The 23,379-nt window shown below is 63.9% G+C and carries 15 protein-coding genes, 3 rRNA genes and 1 pseudogene; 2 read left to right on the forward strand and 17 right to left on the reverse strand.

Annotated features, from left to right (window positions below; all coding sequences use genetic code 11):
* Positions 1–7: 7 nt before the first annotated feature.
* Together ACQPYR_RS30020 and steA are read right to left on the reverse strand one after the other, a co-directional pair.
* Positions 8–955 (reverse strand): copper transporter, encoded by a 948-nt coding sequence (locus ACQPYR_RS30020; RefSeq protein WP_433622278.1) that lies wholly within the window; start codon positions 953–955, stop codon positions 8–10.
* Positions 952–2,166, reverse strand: coding sequence for a putative cytokinetic ring protein SteA (gene steA / locus ACQPYR_RS30025; RefSeq protein ID WP_433622279.1), 1,215 nt, complete (start codon positions 2,164–2,166; stop codon positions 952–954). The genes ACQPYR_RS30020 and steA overlap by 4 nt, the downstream gene beginning before the upstream one ends.
* A gap of 159 nt (positions 2,167–2,325) precedes the next feature.
* On the opposite strand from steA, the gene ACQPYR_RS30030 reads away from it, so the two are divergent.
* Entirely contained in the window at positions 2,326–2,745 is a 420-nt protein-coding gene (locus tag ACQPYR_RS30030; protein WP_433622280.1) for an SRPBCC family protein, read from the forward strand.
* Between the two features lie 5 nt (positions 2,746–2,750).
* On the opposite strand, the gene recN is transcribed toward ACQPYR_RS30030, so the two are convergent.
* The 15 genes and pseudogenes from recN to ACQPYR_RS30105 form a co-directional block, all read right to left on the reverse strand.
* A complete protein-coding gene (recN, locus tag ACQPYR_RS30035; protein WP_433622281.1) occupies positions 2,751–4,520 on the reverse strand; it encodes a DNA repair protein RecN in 1,770 nt (589 codons plus the stop codon).
* Complete coding sequence (locus tag ACQPYR_RS30040) at positions 4,498–5,490, reverse strand: NAD kinase (RefSeq protein WP_433622282.1); 993 nt, start codon at positions 5,488–5,490, stop codon at positions 4,498–4,500. The genes recN and ACQPYR_RS30040 overlap by 23 nt, the downstream gene beginning before the upstream one ends.
* Positions 5,487–6,308, reverse strand: a complete 822-nt coding sequence (locus ACQPYR_RS30045; RefSeq protein WP_433622283.1) for a TlyA family RNA methyltransferase — start codon at positions 6,306–6,308, stop codon at positions 5,487–5,489. The genes ACQPYR_RS30040 and ACQPYR_RS30045 overlap by 4 nt, the downstream gene beginning before the upstream one ends.
* A gap of 1 nt (position 6,309) precedes the next feature.
* Positions 6,310–6,612 carry a hypothetical protein gene (locus ACQPYR_RS30050; protein ID WP_433622284.1) on the reverse strand — a complete coding sequence of 101 codons (303 nt, stop codon included), beginning with the start codon at positions 6,610–6,612 and terminating at the stop codon, positions 6,310–6,312.
* Positions 6,613–6,625: 13 nt separating this feature from the next.
* On the reverse strand, positions 6,626–7,522 hold the full coding sequence (locus tag ACQPYR_RS30055) for an HAD-IIA family hydrolase (RefSeq protein ID WP_433622285.1): 897 nt from the start codon (positions 7,520–7,522) through the stop codon (positions 6,626–6,628).
* A gap of 402 nt (positions 7,523–7,924) precedes the next feature.
* Positions 7,925–8,977 (reverse strand): annotated as a pseudogene (locus ACQPYR_RS30060) (tetratricopeptide repeat protein); the annotation flags it as partial.
* An 855-nt stretch (positions 8,978–9,832) separates the two neighbouring features.
* Positions 9,833–9,949: ribosomal RNA gene (rrf, locus tag ACQPYR_RS30065) — 5S ribosomal RNA — on the reverse strand.
* A gap of 121 nt (positions 9,950–10,070) precedes the next feature.
* Positions 10,071–13,205: ribosomal RNA gene (locus ACQPYR_RS30070) — 23S ribosomal RNA — on the reverse strand.
* Positions 13,206–13,527: 322 nt separating this feature from the next.
* A 16S ribosomal RNA gene (locus tag ACQPYR_RS30075) occupies positions 13,528–15,044 on the reverse strand.
* Together the 16S, 23S and 5S rRNA genes form the textbook arrangement of a ribosomal RNA operon.
* 544 nt (positions 15,045–15,588) lie before the next feature.
* A complete protein-coding gene (gene tyrS / locus ACQPYR_RS30080) occupies positions 15,589–16,878 on the reverse strand; it encodes a tyrosine--tRNA ligase (protein WP_433622286.1) in 1,290 nt (429 codons plus the stop codon).
* A gap of 222 nt (positions 16,879–17,100) precedes the next feature.
* Positions 17,101–17,544 (reverse strand): DoxX family protein, encoded by a 444-nt coding sequence (locus ACQPYR_RS30085; protein ID WP_433622287.1) that lies wholly within the window; start codon positions 17,542–17,544, stop codon positions 17,101–17,103.
* Between the two features lie 107 nt (positions 17,545–17,651).
* Positions 17,652–18,293: a DNA-3-methyladenine glycosylase gene (locus ACQPYR_RS30090; protein ID WP_433622288.1), complete on the reverse strand. Its 642-nt coding sequence runs from the start codon at positions 18,291–18,293 to the stop codon at positions 17,652–17,654.
* The gene (locus ACQPYR_RS30095) at positions 18,286–19,434 is read right to left on the reverse strand and encodes a low temperature requirement protein A (RefSeq protein WP_433622289.1); all 1,149 of its coding nucleotides are present in this window, start codon (positions 19,432–19,434) and stop codon (positions 18,286–18,288) included. The genes ACQPYR_RS30090 and ACQPYR_RS30095 overlap by 8 nt, the downstream gene beginning before the upstream one ends.
* Positions 19,435–19,465: 31 nt before the next feature.
* Complete coding sequence (locus ACQPYR_RS30100; protein WP_433622290.1) at positions 19,466–20,356, reverse strand: RNA polymerase sigma-70 factor; 891 nt, start codon at positions 20,354–20,356, stop codon at positions 19,466–19,468.
* A 101-nt stretch (positions 20,357–20,457) separates the two neighbouring features.
* Positions 20,458–21,630, reverse strand: a complete 1,173-nt coding sequence (locus ACQPYR_RS30105; protein ID WP_433622291.1) for an NAD(P)/FAD-dependent oxidoreductase — start codon at positions 21,628–21,630, stop codon at positions 20,458–20,460.
* Positions 21,631–21,811: 181 nt separating this feature from the next.
* Between ACQPYR_RS30105 and ACQPYR_RS30110 the strand changes: the two genes are divergently transcribed.
* On the forward strand, positions 21,812–23,329 hold the full coding sequence (locus tag ACQPYR_RS30110; protein ID WP_433622292.1) for a multicopper oxidase family protein: 1,518 nt from the start codon (positions 21,812–21,814) through the stop codon (positions 23,327–23,329).
* Positions 23,330–23,379: the final 50 nt, after the last annotated feature.

Here is a 23,379-nt window from a genome sequence, read left to right on the forward strand (position 1 = left end):
GGGCGGGTCAGCTCGAAGGCAGCGCGACCAGTGTGAGGGAGGTCGCCTTGGTGCCGGTTCCGTATCGGCCCGCGCCGCCGTTGAGCTGCTCGCTCAGGCCGAGCACGGTGGTGACGCGGCCGATATCGCGGTCGAGATTGTCGACGGTGGTGACGGCGGTGGCGAGCGCGGCGTCGGAGCGAATGAGCGCGATCGGGCCCGGATTGTCGGCGGCACCGGATCGGCCCGCCAGCACCGCCCCCGCACCGCGACCACGCAGGGCGCCTGCGAATCGGGCGATATTGCTGCCCTGACTGTTCTCGCTGGACTTCGCGCCGTCGCCGGTGACGACAACGGCGAGGTTCGCGGCCTGCGTCGGAGTGTCGCCGTAGGCGAGGAAACCGCCGCCGCGCAACGTCTCCATCACCAGACTCAGCTCCTGCGGGGTGCTGCGCGGTTGCGCACTCGCCGGATCGAGCAGCAGCACCAGGCCGAGCAGATCGCCCGCCATACTGCCCTGATCCACCTGGCCGGTGCGCAGCTGCGCGCCCGCGGGGATGACATTGGTGACCGCGGTGCGCATCCGGTCGCCCTCGGCGGCGTCGAGGAAGGCGTCGTTGAGTGCGATGCGGCCGGTCACGGTGGCGCCCGAGGTTTCCAGATCCTTCGCGACGGCCTCGACATCGGCGGGTTCGGCATCGGGGGTCGTGAACACCACGACGCTGCGGTCGGTGAGCGTGCCGCCGAGGATCCGGCCCGCCGACCCGGCGATGAACCGGTCCGCGGCATTGATTTCGTCGCCGAACTGCCGGTTCTGATCGGTGGCCACATCGAGCTGTTTGCGCAGATCCGTTTTATCCGCGCGCAATCCGGACAGCAGGTCCGCCGCCACGGTCTGTGACCCGAGCACCACGCCGAGGGCGAGGGCCAGGAAGATCGCGACGATCGAAACCGCGTGCTGCCGAATCGAAATCATCGGCTCCCTCCCGAACCGGCTAGGCCCTCGGCCCACAGCGTGAACCGGTTCCAGCTATCGGCAGCCCAATCCAGCGCCTCGGTCCCCATATTCGATGCGAGCATGGCCACGATCACCGCGACCAGTGCGGCGAGGACGACCATCGCGATGGCGGTGCCCGACACCCGGTTCCGGTAGAGCGTGGCGACGGCCTTGGCATCCATGAGTTTGGTGCCGACTTTCAGTCGGGTGAGGAAGGTCGCCGGATTGCTGTCGCGGCGGCCGCGGTCGAAGAAATCGTCCAGCGAGGCGGCGGCGCCGGCGGTCACGATCAGCGATGCGCCGTGGTGGTGGGCCAGCAGCAGGGCCAAGTCGGAAGGTGCGCCCGACGACGGGAAAGTCGTCGCGCCGATGCCGAGATCCTGGATGCGTTCCAGCCCCTTGGCGTGGCCGTCGGTATCGGCGGGCAGGATCATCTCGGCACCGGATTTCAAGGTGGCGGTGGTGATTTCGTCCGGGTCGCCGACGATCAGATCGGGGTGGTAGCCCTGCTTCAACAAGGTGTCCGCACCGCGACCGACGCCGACCATGATTGGCGCGTACTCCTTGATGAAGGGCTTCAGTCGCTTGAGATCGTCGGCGTGCTCCGGGCCGTCGGCCACCACGACCACATGCCGATTCTTCATGTCGAGCTCGAGCTCCGGCACCCCGATACCGTCGATGAGCAGTGCACTCTCGGTGCGAATGAATTCGATGGTGTTGCCAGCGAAGGCCTCCAGATGATCGGCGAGACCGTTGCGCGCATCGATCATTCGCTCGGCGATATCGGATTCGGTCAGCTCGATGCCGGTGACCAGGACCTCGGGCTCCTTCTTGACCAGCTTGTCGGAGTAGACGACGCCCTCATCGATGCGGACCTTGGTACCGTCCTTGATCCGGAAGGCATCCGAACTCACTGTGTCCAGCAGCAGAATTCCGTTGGCGACCAGCACTTCCGGCCCCAGATTGGGGTAGCGACCCGAGATCGACGGCGAAGTATTCACCACCGCGACCACGCCCGCCTCGACCAACCGATCGGCGGTGAGCCGATCCAGATCCATCTCATCGAGTATTACGACATCACCGGGCCCGACCCGCTTCAGCAGACGCCTGGTGTTGCGGTCAACCCGAGCTGTCCCGGTCAGCCCGGGCAGCGTTTCGGTGCTCTTCGACAACAACGCCAACATCTTCATGTGGCCGATCCTGTCCGCAAACCCTCAACCATTGGTGGAGGCGCGCCGTATCACCTATCACATTCGTCACTGTGATAACACGAACACCACGCCGCGCCAAGAGTGCGCCAACAAGTACCCGTATGCTGCGGGTCACAGATATCCCGAATAGGAGTCACCATGGTCAGCAGTACCGTCGACGCCGTGATCGCGGCACCGCGCGATGTCGTCTACAAGTTCTTCACCGAGCGGGATGGCATCAACCCCTACATCCCGGTCGACTTCACCCTGAAAACCCCCGGCTCGCCCACCCCGACGGGCGTCGGCGCGCAGTACTTCATCGGCAAGGCCGGCGTCGGCATCGTCGAGGAGACCACCAAGCTGGTCCCCGGCGAGCTCATGGAATACAAGATCATCAAGGGTGCGCCCGTGAAGCGGCACATCGGCACAATCACCTTCACCGACACCGACAACGGCACCCTCGTCTCCTACACGATGGAGTCCGAGCCCAGCCTTCCCGTCCCGTCAAAGGTCCTGGAATTCGGTCTGAAGAACCTCATCAACCAGTTCATCAAGGGCGCCCAAAAAGCCCTGCGCTGAACTCCTCAGGCGAGGGCGCGTTCGGCGCGGGCGGTTTCGAGCAGTTCCTCGGCGTGGGCTCGGCCGGTTTCGGTGTCATCGAGACCGGCCAGCATGCGAGCCAATTCGATGACGCGCTCGTCCTTGGTCAATGCCCGGACGCCGCTGTTGACCTTGCCCTTGCCGTCATCGGACTTGTCCACCACCAGATGAGTGTCTGCGAATGCCGCGACCTGCGGCAGGTGGGTCACCACGATCACCTGATGGGTGCGCGCGAGCCGAGCCAGTCGGCGGCCGATCTCGACCGCGGCCCGGCCGCCGACACCGGCATCGACCTCGTCGAACACCATGGTCGCGCCGTGATCCGAACTGGCGAGCACCACTTCGAGAGCCAGCATCACGCGTGACAGCTCACCACCGGATGCGCTCTTGCTCAACGGCAACGACTGCGCGCCCGAATGCGCGGACAGCCGGAATTCCACCTCGTCGACACCGGTCGAACCCGCGTGCAATTCCTGCCCGTCCACCGTCAGCGGCGCGGAATCCTGTGGGCTTGCAGGCGCCGGCCGCACCACGACCTCGAGCTTCGCCTTACCCATCGCAAGCCCACCGAGTTCGGCGCTCACCGCCGAAGCGAGCTTGCCCGCCGACTTGGTGCGCGCCGCAGTCAATTTGCGTGCCGCTTCCCGAACGCGTTCCGCGGCGATGTCCACCTCCGCCGCCAGCGCCGCCAACGCCTCTTCGGAGACATCGAGCGAGCCGAGACGCTCGCGCGCCTCATCCGCCCACGCGATGACCCCGTCGATATCCGGCGCGTACTTGCGCGTCAGCGATTTCAATTCGGCCTGCCGGGTGAGCAGCGAATCCAATGCGCCCGGGTCCGAAGGCAAATCCGACAGATAGCCGCTGAGCTCGGTGGTGAGATCGACGACCACCGCGATGGCCTCACCGAGCCGCGGCCCGAACGCGGTCAGCGCCGGATCGTGGGCCGATTCGATGCGGGCCCGCGCGGCGCCGAGCAATTCCAGCGCGCCCAAACCGTCTTCGGGCGAATCGGCGGGACCAGCCAACGCATCGTGCGCGATCGCGGCGGCCTCCCGCAGCGAATCCAGATCGCTGAGCCTGCGCACCTCGTCGACGATGCGCTCGTCCTCACCAGGTTCCGGTGCGATGGTATCGATTTCGGACAGCGAATGCTTCAGCCGGTCGGCCTCCAGCGCGAGTTCCCTACTGCGCGCGGTACGTTCGAGCAGCTCAGTGCGGGCGTCGAGCCAGGATCGCCGCTGCACCTGGTACTTACGCAGCAACGAACCGACCGTATCGGCGGCGAACTGATCCAGCGCGGACAGCTGCTGATCCGGACGCTGCAGGCGCAGCTGATCGTTCTGACCGTGCACGGTCAGCAACGGCGCGGTGAAATCGGCGAGGACAGACGCGGGTACGCCGCGCCCACCCAGGTGCGCGCGGGAACGTCCGTCACTGCCGACGGTGCGGATCGCGATGATGCTGCCGTCGTCATCGCGTTCGGCCGCAGCCGCTTCCAAGACTTCCTGCACTTGCTTCTGCGCGGTGGTATTGACCTCGTCGACGGTGAACCGGCCCTCGACCACGGCCCGGTCCGCACCCAACCGGACACGGCCCGCATCCGCCCGCGCCCCGCTGAGCAGGTGCAGGCTGGTCACCACCATGGTCTTACCGGCGCCGGTCTCACCGGTCAGAACCGTCAGGCCCTCATGGAATTGCGCGGTGGCCGTGGATATGACGCCAAGCCCGTCAATCCTGATCTCTGTCAGCACGTGTGATCTCCGTTCGCCGTCGGCCACGCCAGCCTGTCACGGGCAATTGGAACTTGCGCACCATCCGGTCTGCGAATGGTGCGGAATCCAACCGCACCCACCGCACCGGTTCGGCGCCGCGGACCGCCTCGAGCCGGCCGCCCTTCGGCAATGCCAGGGTGCGCCTGCCATCCAGGAAAACTATCGCATCATGGCCCGCCGCAACGGATTCGACCGCGATCCTGGACTCCGGACTGGTCACCAGCGGCCGTGCGAACAGGGCGTGCGCATTGCTGGGAATCACCAGCAGCGCTTCGAGTTCCGGCCACACCACCGGACCACCCGCGGAGAACGCGTAGGCGGTCGATCCGGTCGGTGTGGAGATGAGGATGCCATCGCAACCGAACTGCGAAACCGGCCGCCCGTCGACCTCCAGGACCACCTCCAGCACACCCATGCGCGCGGCGTTCTCGATGCTGGCTTCATTGAGCGCCCAACCGGTTTCGACGATCTCGTCGTCCACCCGGACGTTCACATCGATGGTCATCCGATGCTCGAGGCGGTAATCGCCGCGGACCACGCTCGCCAACGCCTCATCGAGGTGTTCGGCCTCGGCCTCGGTGAGAAAACCGATGCGGCCCAGGTTGATTCCGAGCACCGGCACCCCCGCCGGCCTGGCCAGTTCGGCCGCGCGCAGGAAGGTGCCGTCACCGCCGAGCGAAAGCACCATCTCGCAGCCGACCGCCGCGTCTGGGCAATGCTCGACCACGCGCGCCGGATATCCGCCCGGTTCCGCGACGGCGGTCCCGCCCGAGGTGTCGGGCTCACAGTCGAATCGGGTGCTGTCCGCTTCGTCCGCGAGCACGCGCAGCCCGATACCCGCGTCCGCGAAAATCTTCGCGACACGATGAGCGGTTTCGATGATCTCCGCCCGGCCCGGGTGCGAAACCAGCAGAATCTCTCTGGATTCGGCCGGCGTCAGCGCGTTCACTGTGGACCCTCCTCAACCGCACGTTCGACAAGCGCCGCGACCTGTTCGCCGTCGTACTCGAACTGCCCGTCTTTACGCAGCCACACAAAGTATTCGACATTGCCCGATGGGCCGGGCAGCGGGCTGGCCACCACCCCGACGGTGCGCAAGCCCAATTCGGCGGCCGCCGCCGCGACATCGCGCACCACTTCCGCGCGCAGTGCGGGATCGCGCACCACACCGCCGGAGCCTACTCGCTCCTTGCCCACCTCGAACTGGGGTTTGACCATCGGCAACAGGTCGGCACCCGGCGCGGAGCAGGCCGCGAGGGCAGGCAGCACCAGATTCAGTGAGATGAACGATAGATCACCGACAACCAGTTCGACGGTGCCGCCGATGGATTCGGGGGTGATGGCGCGAACATTGGTGCGATCGAAAACCCGCACTCGGTCGTCGTTCTGCAGCCGCCAGACCAGCTGGCCGTAGCCGACATCGACGGCGACGACCTCACGCGCCTGCCTGGCGAGCAGTACGTCGGTGAAGCCACCGGTCGACGCACCGGCATCGAGGCAGCGCTTCCCCTCGACGCTCAGGCCTCGGGGTTCGAATGCTTCGAGCGCACCGAGCAGCTTGTGCGCACCACGCGACGCCCACGACACCTCGTCGGGCTCCTCGCGCACGACCAACGGCGTGCCGGTCTCCACGGCAGTCGCCGGCTTCACCGCGACCGTTCCAGCAATCAGGACGCGGCCCGCACCGATCAGCTCGACCGCATGTTCACGCGATCGCGCCAATCCGCGGCGAACCAGTTCGGCGTCCACCCGCGCGCGTCTGGCCACCTCAGATCTTGTCCACCGTGGCCAGTGCCTGTACGAGCACTTCATGCGCCTGTTCCAGAATGCGGGCGCGCCGGGTGATGTCGGCGCCGGAATCGGAGGCCGTCGGCGGGGGCGCCGCCAAGCCGGCCCACGCCGGACGCGCGTCGAGTTCGGCGAGCAGACCGTCGATCTCGGTGCGGATCCGCTCGGGGTCGGCAGGCTCCGTGCGTCCCTGTGCACCCGGCAGATGCTGGCCGGGCAGCGGTGGCCCGGGGCGCGGTCCATTCGAGCCGGGTCCGTTGGGGCGTGGCATCGGAGTAGTCATCGTGGGGTCAACGCTATCGGATTTCCGAACCGGACGCGTGCACCCTTACCGCTCTTCCCGGGTTACGGCGTAAGCGTTGCGCCAAGTCGTCGGCGAGGTCGGTCGCCTCGTCCTCGACCGGCGGATGATTCAGTGCATCCAATGACTCCGAGACGTAGGTCGGGATCAGGTCCGCCGGGGCGTCGCGTAGTTCGTCGAGGGTGCTCACGCCGGTCAGGACCAGCAGCGATTCGAGGCCGACGCGGTTGGCGCCCTCGATATCGGTGTCCAGGCGGTCGCCCACGACCAGCGCGCTGCGCGTTCCGGCGCGCACCAGGGCGTCCTCCAGTAGTGGCGCATAGGGTTTGCCCGCTACAACAGGCTCTCTACCGGAGGCGGCACGTAGTGCGGCGACCATGGCGCCGTTGCCGGGGGCGAGGCCACGCTCGTTCGGCAACGTCCTATCGGTATTGGCGGCGACCCACAGTGCGTCGGCGCTCAGTGCGTAGGCAGCCTCGGCCAGATCCGGCCACGCGGTTTCGGGCGAATGTCCTTGTACAACAGCATCGGGCGCGGCTCCGTTGAAGCGCCGGATCGAACGCAGCCCGACCGCTTCGACCTCTTTGGCCAGGTCATCGGTGCCGACGATCAACACCGTTGCCCCGGAATCGAGCCGCTCGGCCAACAACCGTGCCGCCGCCTGCGCACTGGTCACGACATCATCGGTTTCCGCCGCGAACCCGAGCTCGACCAAATGCCGTGCGACCACATCCGGACCACGACTCGCATTGTTCGTGACATACACAAGCCGCTGCGCCGCAACGGAATCCGCCAACGCCGCCGGTGCGCCCTCGATCACCTCCGGCCCGCGATACAGCGTGCCGTCCAGATCCAGCAGCAGGGCTTCATACCGCTCTCGTAGCCGCTTCACACCACTCTCACTTCACGTAACCGACCGACACCTTCCCGAACCCTACGCCAGCCCGCCGACAGGAAAATGACGGCGTCGACCGACCGTATGCCACAACTCCACTTCCGAGCCCACGCTCGAATCGACAGTACGACGTGTGACACCGCCTAGCCAGCGCGTTGCGCAGGGTCCGCAGCCACGAAGAGTGACCAGAACCGCCGGACATCCGCAGGCCATGCGCAATCTCACAAGCCACGCCTTCGCTGGCTAGCGCCCAACGCGAGACTGCGCCGGTCTTCCGACAAGATCCGTTCACCTGTACCCGCGAATTCCATACCCGCTTGACGGCTGTCCGACTGGATCGCCCCCGCACTTGTGACCTGAGTCCACTAACTCTTCGGTGTCGGGTCCCAGCCACTGTGCCTATAGGTCGGTGTCGCCGGTTAGTTCCTCGGCACGCTCTTCGGCATCTGTTTCACCGTCGAGGTCGGCGGAGGCCGCGTTGAGGAACCAGGTGAGGCCCTCTGCGGTGCGGCCTGCGGCGACCAGGGCGTCGGCGTAGGCGTAGAAGAGCCGGGCGGCGGCGGAGCCGGTGCGGGAGGGGTCGAGTTCCGAGGTCTGCAGGGTGACTACGGCCTGGTCGTATTGGCCGAGATCCATGCGGGCGCCGGCGACCACGATGCGGAGCTCGGTGGCCTCGTCACCGCGCAGGGCGCGGGCCTCATCGCTGCGGCCCAGTTCGATGGCACGTTCGGGGCGGCCGAGGCCGCGTTCGCAGTCGGCCATGACGGCGAGCAGACCGGAACCTCCGGACATCCGGCGGGCCGTGCGCAATTCGGAAAGGGCCTCGGCCCACTCACCCGCGTGATAGGCGGTGACGCCAGCGGTTTCGCGGACCACGGCAATGCGGCCGGCGCGTTGGCGAGCGGCCCGTGCATGAGCCAAAGCGAGACGCGGATCGTCATCGATGAGTCGGGCCGCCATTACCAGATGCCGGGCGACCGTTTCGGCGTTGCTCTTGTCCAGACTCAGCAGGTCCCGACGCACCTCGGTTTCGAGGTCGGCGGCCTGGACGTCATCGGGCAGATCCGGCTCTTCGGGACGCGCGGCGCGTCGATCAGCCGAACCACCCCCGGCACGTGCGCCCTCGCCACCACGACGGCGATCCTGTGCGTCGTCGCCGCGGTTCCAGCCGCCGCGCTGACCGGAGTCACCGCCACGGTTGAAACCGCTACGCTGTCCGGCGTCATCGCGTCGCTTGAACCCGGTGCCTTCGTTCACCTCGCCGCGCTGACTCGAGTCGCCACCACGCTTGAAACCACCGCGCTCACCCGTGCCACCACGGCCGACCCCGCCGCGCTCCGCCGAGTCACCACGGCGGAAACCACCGCGATCCCCCGAGTCACCTCGGTTGAAACCGCCGCGGTCGCTCGAACCGCCACGGCTGAAGCCACCGCGATCGCCGGAACCACGGCTGGAACCGCCACGGTCGCCAGAACCACTGCGGCCGAAGCCACTTCGATCGCCGGAATCACCGCGCTGACCCGAATCGCCGCCACGTTTGAAGCCACGGCGCTCGCTGGAATCACCGCCTCGGTTGAAACCGCCACGCTCACTGGAATCGCCCCGATCGAAACGGCCGCGATCGCCGGAGCCACCCCGGCTGAATCCGCCCCGTTCGCCGGCATCGCCGCGTCGGCCCGAATCACCACTGCGGTTGAAGCCGCCGCGTTCATCCGAACCACCACGGTTGAAACCACCCCGGTCGGCGGAATCACCGGAGCGCTTGAATCCGCCGCGTTCACCCGAACCACGGTTGAAACCCCGCTCGCCGGAATCACCACTCCGGCCGGAGTCACCGCGCTCGAAACCGCCACGGCCGCCGCGGTTGAAACCTCCGCGATCATCGGCACCGCGGTTGTAGCCGCCACGGCTACCGGAGTCGCCGCGCTCGCCGGATCCGCTGCGCTTGAAACCACCGCGGTCGCCGGAACTGCGATCATTGGAATCGTTGCGGCGATTGAAGTCGCCGCGGTCGTTCGAACCACTCCGGGTCGAGTCGCTGCGTTTGAAGCCGCGCCGTTCACCGGAATCACCTCGGTCGGAAGAGCCGCGAGAGTCGCCGCCTCGATCGCGGTCGGGACCGTCCTGCCGGAAAGACTTCCGGCCGTCGTTCTGTTCCGACACGGTGGCCCCTTTCTAGGTTCCGCCAGAGGTTGTCGAACCCCTGAATTCAATCACGTGTCGGCGGTCGGGCCCGAACACGGCATAGATATAGGTGCAAAAACGACGATAGGGGACCCAGTTCTGGGTCCCCTATCGTGAAGGATGTTCCGGCGGTGTCCTACTCTCCCACACCCTGTCGAGTGCAGTACCATCGGCGCTGGTGGCCTTAGCTTCCGGGTTCGGAATGGGACCGGGCGTTTCCCCACCGCTATAGCCGCCGTAACTCTATGAAACTATCCACACACAACCCGACAACCAGCACAGGGAAACGAACCCCTTCTGTTGTCTGCTGCAGTGTCTGTGTGTTGTTTCAGATACCGCACAGTGGACGCGTAGCTTCTTCGTTGGTAAGTCCTCGGCCTATTAGTACCAGTCACCTACACCCGTTACCGGGCTTCCAGTTCTGGCCTATCAACCCCATGGTCTGTAGGGGGCCTTAACCACTCGAAGGTGGTGAGAAACCTCATCTTGGAACAGGCTTCCCGCTTAGATGCTTTCAGCGGTTATCCCTTCCGAACGTAGCTAACCAGCAGTGCCCTTGGCAGGACAACTGGCACACCAGAGGTTCGTCCGTCCCGGTCCTCTCGTACTAGGGACAGCCTTCCTCAAGTTTCTGACGCGCGCGGCGGATAGAGACCGAACTGTCTCACGACGTTCTAAACCCAGCTCGCGTGCCGCTTTAATGGGCGAACAGCCCAACCCTTGGGACCTACTCCAGCCCCAGGATGCGACGAGCCGACATCGAGGTGCCAAACCATCCCGTCGATATGGACTCTTGGGGAAGATCAGCCTGTTATCCCCGGGGTACCTTTTATCCGTTGAGCGACACCGCTTCCACTTGCCGGTGCCGGATCACTAGTCCCGACTTTCGTCCCTGCTCGAGCTGTCACTCTCACAGTCAAGCTCCCTTGTGCACTTGCACTCGACACCTGATTGCCAACCAGGCTGAGGGAACCTTTGGGCGCCTCCGTTACATTTTAGGAGGCAACCGCCCCAGTTAAACTACCCACCAGGCACTGTCCCTGAACCAGATCATGGCCCGAGGTTAGAGGTCCAATACGATCAGAGTGGTATTTCAACGACGACTCCACAAACACTGGCGTGCCCGCTTCACAGTCTCCCACCTATCCTACACAAACCGTACCGAACACCAATACCAAGCTATAGTGAAGGTCCCGGGGTCTTTTCGTCCTGCCGCGCGTAACGAGCATCTTTACTCGTAATGCAATTTCGCCGAGTCTGTGGTTGAGACAGCAGAGAAGTCGTTACGCCATTCGTGCAGGTCGGAACTTACCCGACAAGGAATTTCGCTACCTTAGGATGGTTATAGTTACCACCGCCGTTTACCGGGGCTTAAATTCTCAGCTTCGCCACCGAAGTAGCTAACCGGTCCTCTTAACCTTCCGGCACCGGGCAGGCGTCAGTCCGTATACATCGTCTTACGACTTCGCACGGACCTGTGTTTTTAGTAAACAGTCGCTTCTCTCTGGTCTCTGCGACCACACCCAGCTCAGGCTGCAAGAACCGTCACCAGACGTGGTCCCCCTTCTCCCGAAGTTACGGGGGCATTTTGCCGAGTTCCTTAACCACAGTTCTCTCGATCGCCTCAGTATTCTCTACCTGACCACCTGTGTCGGTTTGGGGTACGGGCCGTGTACCAACTCACTAGAGGCTTTTCTCGGCAGCATAGGATCACTGAATTCACCTCAATCGGCTACGCATCACCTCTCAGGCCATATGCAACACGGATTTACCTATGTCGCGCCCTACAGGCTTACACCAGTACAACCACTGACTGGCCCAGCTACCTTCCTGCGTCACCCCATCGCTTGACTACTACAGCCAGGATCGTATGCAGCCCCCTCCAGCTTCCCGAAGGAAGTCTCTTGGGTTTTGGATACTTAGCACAACTGATTCGCCATTGGGCGCGGATACACGGGTACGGGAATATCAACCCGTTGTCCATCGACTACGCCTGTCGGCCTCGCCTTAGGTCCCGACTCACCCTGGGCGGATTAACCTGGCCCAGGAACCCTTGGTCATTCGGCGGACGAGTTTCTCACTCGTCTTTCGCTACTCATGCCTGCATTCTCACTCCCACAGCCTCCACAACTAGCTCACACTGCTGCTTCCATGGCTGTAGGACGCTCCCCTACCCATCCACACCACTGCACCAAATCCCGTAGAACTCAGCGGATGTATTGTGTGAATGCCGCGGCTTCGGCGGTGTACTTGAGCCCCGCTACATTGTCGGCGCAGAATCACTTGACCAGTGAGCTATTACGCACTCTTTCAAGGATGGCTGCTTCTAAGCCAACCTCCTGGTTGTCTTCGCGACTCCACATCCTTTTCCACTTAGTACACGCTTAGGGGCCTTAGCCGGCGATCTGGGCTGTTTCCCTCTCGACTACGAAGCTTATCCCCCGCAGTCTCACTGCCACGCTCTCACACACCGGCATTCGGAGTTTGGCTGATTTCGGTAAGCTTGTAGGCCCCCTAGACCATCCAGTAGCTCTACCTCCGGCGTGAAACACGTGACGCTGCACCTAAATGCATTTCGGGGAGAACCAGCTATCACGGAGTTTGATTGGCCTTTCACCCCTACCCACAGCTCATCCCCTCAGTTTTCAACCTAAGTGGGTTCGGGCCTCCACGACGTCTTACCGTCGCTTCACCCTGGCCATGGGTAGATCACTCCGCTTCGGGTCTAGAACACGCGACTCAAAACGCCCTATTCGGACTCGCTTTCGCTACGGCTACCCCACACGGGTTAACCTCGCCACATGCCACTAACTCGCAGGCTCATTCTTCAAAAGGCACGCCATCACCCACAGTGACAAGTCACTCGCAGGCCCTGACGGATTGTAAGCGCACGGTTTCAGGTACTATTTCACTCCCCTCCCGGGGTACTTTTCACCTTTCCCTCACGGTACTAGTCCGCTATCGGTCACCAGGGAGTATTCAGGCTTACCGGGTGGTCCCGGCAGATTCACAGCAGATTTCACGGGCCCGCTGCTACTCGGGAAACATCCACAACAGCCGTTGAGTTTTCATTTACCGGACTATCACCGTCTATGGCAGGCCGTTCCAGACCACTTCAACTAACACAACGGTTTCTCACTGTCGCCCTGACCGGCAGATCAGGGAAGAATGCTCCCACTACCCCGTCCAGACAACCCCTGCCGGGTATCACATCTGAACGGTTTAGCCTCATCCGCTTTCGCTCGCCACTACTCACGGAATCACTATTGTTTTCTCTTCCTGTGGGTACTGAGATGTTTCACTTCCCCACGTTCCCTCCACACACCCTATATATTCAGATGCGGGTAACACGACATCACTCGTGCTGGGTTTCCCCATTCGGAAATCCTCGGATCTCAGCTCGGTTGACAGCTCCCCGAGGCTTATCGCAGCCTCCTACGTCCTTCATCGGCTCCTGGTGCCAAGGCATCCACCGTACGCTCTTAAACACTTACAAACAAAGATGCTCGCGTCCACTGTGCAGTTCTCAAACAACACACAAGACTGAAACCCGATACAGCACCAGCACTTCCGAAGAAGCCGGTATGACTGCGGCCCAATCTCGTCGTTATCTTGCCTGGAAAGAACGTCTGTTCTCTCAGGACCCAACAGTGTGTCGATATATCCACCGCGACCAACCACTCAGGATTGATCCAATGCAATGAAACTTGCCAGCGTTCCACCCATGAGCATCCGCAGTTCTACATGTGAGAACTACACGGTCTCTGACGCGGTCGAGGACGACTATTCGAACCGACCAGCGTAGAAGTGCTCCTTAGAAAGGAGGTGATCCAGCCGCACCTTCCGGTACGGCTACCTTGTTACGACTTCGTCCCAATCGCCAATCCCACCTTCGACGGCTCCCTCCACAAGGGTTAGGCCACCGGCTTCGGGTGTTACCGACTTTCATGACGTGACGGGCGGTGTGTACAAGGCCCGGGAACGTATTCACCGCAGCGTTGCTGATCTGCGATTACTAGCGACTCCAACTTCACGGGGTCGAGTTGCAGACCCCGATCCGAACTGAGACCGGCTTTAAGGGATTCGCTCCACCTCACGGTATCGCAGCCCTCTGTACCGGCCATTGTAGCATGTGTGAAGCCCTGGACATAAGGGGCATGATGACTTGACGTCGTCCCCACCTTCCTCCGAGTTGACCCCGGCAGTCTCTCACGAGTCCCCGCCATAACGCGCTGGCAACATAAGATAAGGGTTGCGCTCGTTGCGGGACTTAACCCAACATCTCACGACACGAGCTGACGACAGCCATGCACCACCTGTACACCAACCACAAGGGGGCACCTATCTCTAGGCGTTTCTGGTGTATGTCAAACCCAGGTAAGGTTCTTCGCGTTGCATCGAATTAATCCACATGCTCCGCCGCTTGTGCGGGCCCCCGTCAATTCCTTTGAGTTTTAGCCTTGCGGCCGTACTCCCCAGGCGGGGTACTTAATGCGTTAGCTACGGCACGGATCCCGTGGAAGGAAACCCACACCTAGTACCCACCGTTTACGGCGTGGACTACCAGGGTATCTAATCCTGTTCGCTACCCACGCTTTCGCTTCTCAGCGTCAGTTACTTCCCAGAGACCCGCCTTCGCCACCGGTGTTCCTCCTGATATCTGCGCATTTCACCGCTACACCAGGAATTCCAGTCTCCCCTGAAGTACTCTAGTCCGCCCGTATCGACCGCAAGCCCACCGTTGAGCGGTAGGTTTTCACGATCGACGCGACGAACCGCCTACAAGCTCTTTACGCCCAGTAATTCCGGACAACGCTCGCACCCTACGTATTACCGCGGCTGCTGGCACGTAGTTGGCCGGTGCTTCTTCTACAGGTACCGTCACTCACGCTTCGTCCCTGTCGAAAGAGGTTTACAACCCGAAGGCCGTCATCCCTCACGCGGCGTCGCTGCATCAGGCTTCCGCCCATTGTGCAATATTCCCCACTGCTGCCTCCCGTAGGAGTCTGGGCCGTGTCTCAGTCCCAGTGTGGCCGGTCACCCTCTCAGGTCGGCTACCCGTCGTCGCCTTGGTAGGCCATTACCCCACCAACAAGCTGATAGGCCGCGGGCCCATCTCGCACCGATAAATCTTTCCACCCCAAGACATGCATCCTGAGGTCATATCCGGTATTAGACCCAGTTTCCCAGGCTTATCCCGAAGTACGAGGCAGATCACCCACGTGTTACTCACCCGTTCGCCGCTCGTGTACCCCGAAGGGCCTTACCGCTCGACTTGCATGTGTTAAGCACGCCGCCAGCGTTCGTCCTGAGCCAGGATCAAACTCTCCGTTGAAGACTCACAACCACACCCCCAAAAAGGGGCGCAATCAGAAGAATTAACCAGAGTCCGAAAACCTTGGCAAAATCAAACGCCAGCAAAAGTATTTGCTGACAAAAATGTCCAACCTCACCACACGGGGGTATGAGAGGCCGGAACCAAAAAATATTTGGCACTGACATTCATCGACACACTATTGAGTTCTCAAAGAACACACGCACACAACTGGACCCCAGATTCTCTCGGGGGGCTTGTTGAGGCAACTGTCCTAGCCTAGCCAACCGCCCGCGCAGAGTCAAGTCTGCCCGTCCGATCCGGCAACGCTGATCGCCAGGCGCTCCTCGTCCTACCTCGTTTCCCAGGCCACTGTGCTCAACGTTTCCGCTGCGCTTTGGGCTCCGGGTCGGTGTCCGTGTCGCTCTGACTTGGACAAAGTTACGCGGCGGAGAACGTCGAGTCAAATCCGCACTGCACGGATGTCATTTCGCAGGTCAGAGGCCATCTGGCCGCCCGGAAAACGGGCTCGGGCCACTCGAATGTGACCCGAGCCACGTGATCTTCATGCGCCCGCCCGCAGTACGCCGGCGAAGTTCCGCTTGCCGCGGCGCAGTACCAACCATCGTCCGTGCAGGTAGTCGGCATCGGCGGGCATCCATTCCAGATCCGAGATCCGCTCGTTGTTCACCGACGCTCCGCCTTCGTTCACCGCGCGCCGTGCGGCGCCGCGGCTCTCCGACAGGCCGGTGGCGACCAGCAGATCGACGATCGTGCTCGGTTCACCGACACCGACCTCGGCGACCGTGCCGTCGACGGCGGCTTCACGCAGGGCTGCCGACAGCGTCGGCTCATCGAGTTCACGCAGATCCGCGCGTCCGAACAGCGCCTGACTCGCCAACTGCACGGCCCGGGTATTCGCCTCGCCGTGCACCAGATTCGTCATTTCCTCGGCCAGCTTGCGCTGGGCTTCCCGCGCGTGCGGACGCTCGGCCGTGGCGGACTCCAGCTCGGCCAACTCTTCACGGGACAAGAAGGTGAACCAGCGCAGGTATCGCACGACATCGGCATCGGCGGTATTCACGAAGTACTGGTACCAGGCGTATGGGCTGGTCATTTCCGGATCGAGCCACAGGCTGCCGCCGCCGGTCGACTTTCCGAACTTCTTGCCGTCGGCCGAGGTGACGAGCGGCACGGTCAGCGCGTGCACCGCCGCACCGTCGACGCGCCGGTTCAGCTCGACACCGGCGATGATGTTGCCCCACTGATCCGAACCGCCTACCTGCAGTGTGCAGCCGTAGTTGCGGCGCAGTTGCAAGTAGTCGTTGGCCTGCAGCAGCATGTAGCTGAATTCGGTGTAAGAGATGCCCTCGCCGTCCAGGCGGCGCTTGATGGTGTCGCGGGCCAGCATGACGTTGACCGAGAAGTGCTTGCCGATATCGCGCAGGAAGTCGACGGTCGACAGCTGGCCGGTCCAGTCCATGTTGTTGGCGATGATCGCGCCGGTAGGCGAGTCGTCGAGGTCGACGAAGCGCTCGAGCTGTGAACGGATCCGGCCCGCCCATTCCGCGACGGTATCGGTCGAATTCATGGTGCGTTCGCCCACGTCACGCGGATCGCCGATGAGTCCGGTGGCACCACCGGCCAGCACGATCGGGCGATGGCCCGCGCGCTGGAACCGCTTCAGCGCCAGCAGCGGGACCAGATGTCCGGCGTGCAGGCTAGCCGCGGTGGGATCGAAACCGGCATAGAGGGTCAGCGGCCCGGCGGATGTCGCCGCGCGCAGGGCGTCCAGGTCGGTGGACTGCGCGATCAGTCCGCGCCAGGTCAGTTCGTCGATGATGTCGCCGCTCACGCCTCCGCCTCGCTGGCGCTCGGCTCCAGCGTGCGCGATGCGCGCCGGCACATGGTTCGCTCACTTCGTTCGCTCACGCTGTCCCATCTTTCCGCACCGGTCCCCGCGACCGGCATGGCCCTCAGTGTCGCCGCGCGCCGCCACGCAGGGCGAACGACTTTCGGTAAACGCGACGACGATCGGCAGACCGCGGTCTGCCGATCGTGTGGGTTGTTCAGATGTTCAGCGAGCCGGCAGCTCCCGCAGCGCGACGATGCTGTCGCGACGCTGCCAGGCGATCCAGACGAACACCACGCCGAGCACCAGCGGGAACGGTGCCAGAGCGGGTGCGCCGAGCAGGAACACCTGGGTCAATGCGGCGCAGACCATGGTGATGGTCAGGCCGACGGCCGCGGGGCCGGTCAGGCGGGGCACCAGCAGGCCGATGCCACCGGCGAGTTCGACGACGCCGGTGAAGTAGCGGAACCACTGGCCCCAGCCGATCGTGTCGAAGGATTCGATCGCCGCATGCGCGCCGAGCAGTTTCGGGGCGGCGGAGGCGATGATGAAGAACAGCGCGAGCAGGACCTGCACGGTCCAGAGCGCGATAGCCATCTTCTTGCCGGGGCGGTGGGCGACGGTGGCGGCAGCGGTGGTGATCGGGGCGGCGGGGGCGATGGCGGTCATCTGTCTTTCCTTCGAGTCGGTCGCGCCGGGTGGAGCGCGTTCAACAGATAGGACGGACACCGCGGCGAAAACTCATCGCCGATCCCGAAAATTCTTGTGACCTGGTGTTATACCGCTTCGATCGGAGCACGCGGGCTGCGCCGGTAGACCGAGACCGCCGGCGATGCGAGCCAGAATCGCCACGGCACATCCGCCGCACTGCTGACCCCGACGCGCGGTCCGTCGGAAATCTCGGCGGGGTCGATCGCGCCGTTCAGCTCCAAGCGAATCGGCGAGGCAGGGTCGAAGAGCGGAGTTCCGTAGTCGCTCAGCGTTATTCCGAGCGCGCTGCCGAGATTCCCAGGGCCCCTTGCCAAATCGGCGTCGGTTCGGGCCGCGGGTCGTCGCTCCCTGACCGTGTCGGCCCCGGCGATCACCTCGCCCGATCGGATGAGTACCGCACTCGCGGTGCCGTCCGGGCCGCTGGTCACGTTCACGCACATATGCATGCCGTAGCTGAGGTAGACGTACAGCACGCCGGCGGGCCCGAACATCACCGCATTGCGCTTGGTCCGCCCGCGTCCGGAATGCGATGCGGGATCCGGCCACGGTCCGGCCGGATCGCCGCCATATGCCTCGACCTCGACGATTCGCACGCCGACCGGTCCAGACCACAGTGTCGAGCCGAGCAGTCGGCGAGCCGCGGCGGGTGGTTCGACCGCGAGTTCCTCATTACGCACGACTCTCCATTGTTCCCGAAAGTCAGACATAGCGACTGTGCTGGCCCGAGCGCAGTGTGACGAGATCGTCGATGATCACCGCGGCATAGCCGACCGCGACCAGCACCGCGAGCTGCGCCCAGGCGACCCACGCGATACCGATCGGGATGGTCGTGGCCACCGCGGCGGCGGCGAGCAGTCGCGACCACGGGCGCGGCAGCCCGAGGGCGAGCCGGAAACAGAACTGGCCGAAGAAGTACAGCGCGACGCCGCCGGAGAGCGCGGACGCGGCGGCGACGGAGGCGGGTTCGTTGCCGTGCGCGATGGTCATATTGATGCCCGCCGCGGTGACGGTGATGCCGATCAGCAGCGGGTAGAGCGCGTAACCGTAGGCGAGCACCGCGGGACGCGAGCGTTCCCGATCCGGGACCGCGGCCAGCGCATGCTCGCCAAGGTCGTCATCGATCCCGAAGTAGGCCCACCACAGCACATAGACCAGGCAGAGTCCGAGTGCGACGGTGGCGGTCAGCGGCACGGTCAGCTTCTCCCCCGCCAGGCCCAGACCGATCGCGACCACCGACTCACCGATGGCGACGATGATCACCAACCCGTTGCGCTCGCAGAAATGGCTGGCCCGCACCACGAAATCGCGGGTGTCGACCAGGTACGGACTCAGTACCTGCACCCCGAATGCCAGCCCCCAGCACAGGTACTGCCACCAGCCGTGCACGAAACCGCCCGCGAGCACCAGCGCCGCCGCGAGCGCGTTCAGCGGCGCGATGCGTTTGATCGCCTGGCTCGCCGAGGTGCCGCCGCTGACCCAGAACAGGGCCGTGTGCACCGTGTTGACCAGGACGTAGCCGAGACCGAAGGCGAGACCCGTGCCGTGGAACGCGTCCGGGATCGCCAGCGCAAGCACGAAGAATCCGAACATGCCGATCAGCAGCAGCGTGCGACGCTGCGAATTGCTCGGCGCCACTTCGTTGGTGAGCCAGACGTAGCCGCTGTACATCCACCAGATGACCCCGAACAGCACCAGCACCTGAGCCAGCGCCTCCCAGCCGGGATGGTGGGTGAAGACGTGGGTGAGCTGGGTGATGGTGAAGACGAAGACGAGATCGAAGAACAGTTCCAGGGTGGAAACCCGAACCTGTCCCCCGTCCACGTCCGGTTCCGTGGTCTGGCTGGTCACGGCAGGATCGTAAAGCAACGCGGCGAACTGGTCATCCGATCACGTCGGTCCCCATGTAGAGCCCCTTGAGCTTGCTCGGGTTCACCTGGAAGCGCAGGTTGTGGATGTGGCCGTCGATGATGTCGTAGGTGAACGCTGCCACCGGGTTTCCGTCGATGCGCGCGAGCGCTCCGAGTTCCCCGTTGATATGCGCGGGCTCGAGGACGACGCCCGCGACCGACGGCTTGGCGAGTACGCCGAGGACCCAGCGGGCCACATGATCCGGTCCGTACAGCGGACGCCGGGCCGCGGTGACCACACCGCCGCCGTCGGACCACGAGGTGACGTCGGGGGCGAGCAGATCCATCAGGGCATTGAGATCGCCACCGGCGCAGGCGGCCATGAACTGTTGGGTGATGTGAGAGCGCTCGGCCTTATCGGTATCGAAACGTGGGCGACGGGACTGCACATGGGAGCGAGCCCGATGCGCGATCTGCCGCACGGTGGCCTCGGGCTTGTCGAGGGTGTCGGCGATTTCGGCGTGGCTGTATCCGAACACCTCGCGCAGCAGGAAGACCGCGCGTTCCACCGGATTCAAGGTCTCCAGGACCACCAGCATCGCGGTGGAGACGGTGTCGGCCAACTCGGTCTCCTCGGCGATATTCGGTGAGGTCAGCAGGGGTTCGGGAAGCCAAGGGCCGACATAGGTTTCGCGCTTGGCCTTGGCCGAGGTGAGCCGGTTCAACGACAGGTTGGTGACCGTGCGCACCAGATAGGACTTGGGGTGTTGGACTGTCGACTGATCGGTTTCATTCCACTTCAGCCAGGTGTCCTGGAGGATGTCCTCGGCATCGGTGACGGTGCCCAGCATCCGGTAGGCAGTGGAAAAGAGCAGCCGCCGGTGTTCGATGAATGGGTCCTGCGCGGACGTAGCGTCGGCCATCTGGACCATGCTCCTAGGCCAAGTCCGGATTTGGCAATCCAACTTTCCGGACGCACACGGAAACCGCCCGCCTGGTTGGCGGACGGCTGATCCGGGCCGGTTCATGCGGTCCGACGCGTGGATTTGCCGCCGTTGGACAGCTGGACCGAGACCGTCATCTTCTTGCTCAGCTTGAAGCTCGGCACCGGGCTGCTGCTCACCCCTTCCTTGTACAAGACGGCCGCTCGTCCGGTCAGGTAGAACCGGCCAGGGGTGTCATCGGCCTTGGTGAACTGGATGACTGCATCCTTGCGCCCCAGGCTGACGGGCTGATGGAAATAACCGAACCGGAAAGGCTTGACGTTCTTGCCCTTCAACTGCCGCGCGATGGAGTCGGCGGCGTAGGCGGCGGTCGGCAGACCGGACTGGCAGGTGCCGTGGATCTGCCCCCAGGCCTGGCGCACCGCGGCAGCGTCGCCGACGGCGTGGATGTTCGGGTGTGAAACCGACCGCAGGGTCGGATCGACGACGATCAGCCCGCGTGCGTCTGTTTCGATGCCCGCCTGCGCGGCAAGTGGCGAGACGCGGACACCGGTGGTCCACAGGGTCAGATCGGCCGAAACCAGTTCGCCGTCGGCGAGTTCGACCGCATCCGGGAGCACCTTGGTGACCGCTTGGCCGACCATGCGGGCAATACCGAGCCGATCGAGCGCCTTGTTCAGGTAGGCGCGAGACTTATCGCCCATCATCGCGCCCGGTTCGGTGCTGCTGATCAGCGTGACGCGCAGGCCCGGGTAGCTCTCTGCGATTTCGGCCGCCGCCTCGATGCCGGTCAGACCGCCGCCGCAGACCGCGAGGGTGCCGGCACCGGCCGCGACCACCGCGAGGTGTTCGGAGAAGCGGTGCGCGGTGCGCGGATCGTTCAGGGTCCAGGCGTGATCGGCGGCGCCGGGCACGATGCTGGTGTCGGTGCTGCTGCCGAGCGCGTAGATCAGCTCATCGTAGTGCAGTGTGCCGGTGCCGTCGAGGTAGACCCGCTGCGCCTCGGGATCGATGGAAGTCGCCCAGCCCTGGACGAATTCGACGCCCGAGCCCGCCAGGATCTCCGGGATCCGGTTATCGGCCAACTCCTGACCCGCGGCGACCTGGTGCATGCGCAGCCGCTCGGTGAAGCGGGCGGACGGGTTGACGATGGTTATCTCGACGTCGAGTTTGCGGGTCCGCCGGGCCAGCCGGATGGCGGCCAGCATGCCGGTGTAGCCCGCGCCTAGTACGACGATCCGATGCTTTGTCATGGCTTGCTCCCATGGTCGGTGTCACCGGGGCAGGTTTGTTGGTTGGTGACGACCATCGGACAAAGCACCGCCGCCGGACGTGACAGCCATGCGATGTGACGTGGGACACACGGCGGATCAGGGGCGAAATGGGGACGCTCCCGGATGTGGCCAGGGGCCGGTGATCCATACCGTCAGCGGTATGTCTTCGGTTTCCCGGCCGCGGTGGTTGCGGCGGTTGCTCTTGGTCGTCACGGCGATCGCGGCGGTGGTGCTGCTATCGGTTGGTGGCTGCGTCTCTTGGGTGTACAGCAGTGCATCCGTATCTACTGTCGGTGGCGGCGAATTCAGCAATGAGCTCGCGATTCCGCCGCTGGCGCAGTCCCGGGTGCGCGCCGATGGCACACGTGTCTTCGAACTCGAAATGCGTTCGGGGCAACGCGAATTCCGGGCCGGGCGGGCGACCGAGACGTGGGGGTTCAACGGGAACTATCTCGGTCCGACGCTGCGGGCGCGGCGGGGCGAAAAGGTGGAAGTCGAAGTCCGGAACAATCTTTCGGAACAATCGACAGTGCACTGGCACGGAATGCATCTGCCCGCGGCGATGGATGGCGGGCCACATCAGATGGTGCAGGCCGGTGGCACATGGACACCACGTTGGACCGTGGACCAGCCCGCCGCCACGCTCTGGTACCACCCGCATCCGCACGGCGCGACCGAACAGCACGTCCGGCGTGGGCTCGCGGGGCTTTTCCTGCTCGATGACGAAGTGTCCGAAGGCCTTTCGCTACCGCAGAACTATGGCGTCGACGATCTGCCGGTCATCGTCCAGGACGTGAAATTCCGTGGCAATCAGCTCGATTCGTCGCACGGCATGTTCCGCGATGTCGGGTTCCTCGGCGACCGGACCATGGTGAACGGAACCCTCACGCCGTATCGGAATGTCGGCGATGAGTTCGTGCGATTGCGGCTGCTCAACGCCTCGACGGCGCGGGTCTACACCTTCGGATTCGCCGACGATCGCCGCTTCTCGCTGGTCGGTACCGACGGCGGGCTGCTGGAACGTCCTGTCGCGCTCGATCGGGTGCGGCTGTCACCGGGCGAACGCGCCGAAATCGTGGTTCGCGTGCGGCCCGGCGAACGGACCGTGCTGCGCAGCACGAAACTCGATGCGGGACTGGGCTTCTGGACGCAGCGATTCGCCGGCGGTGACGACAGCTTCGACATCCTTGAACTGCGTGCGGCAACGATATTGCGGCCATCCCCGGAATTGCCTGCGGCACTGGCACACCCGTCCACGCCGGATGGCTCCGATTCGGTGCGTGAGCGGAAGTTCGAACTGAATCTGAGTGGCATCAACGGCAGTCCGATGGCGATGGATCGGATCGATCTGACGGTCACCCGGGGCACCACCGAAACCTGGGTGGTGCACAACAACGACGGCATGCCGCACAACTTCCACATTCACGATGTGCAGTTCCGCGTCCTCGAACTGAACGGCGCACCGCCGCCCGATGCACTGACCGGACCGAAGGACACCATCTTCCTGCCGCCGAATGCCACCGCGAAGCTCGCCATGCGGTTCGACGGACCCGCCGATCCGAACTCGCCGTACATGTATCACTGCCACCTGCTCTGGCATGAGGACCAGGGCATGATGGGCCAGTTTGTCGTGGTCGAGCCGGGTCAGTCGGCCGGAACACCGGCACATCACCACTGACGGGTCTTGCCCAGAAGTCCCGAGCGCGCTAAATTCATCACACAGTGAAT

It is taken from the genome of Nocardia sp. CA-120079, from assembly GCF_050955745.1.
In the GTDB taxonomy this organism is placed as follows: domain Bacteria; phylum Actinomycetota; class Actinomycetes; order Mycobacteriales; family Mycobacteriaceae; genus Nocardia.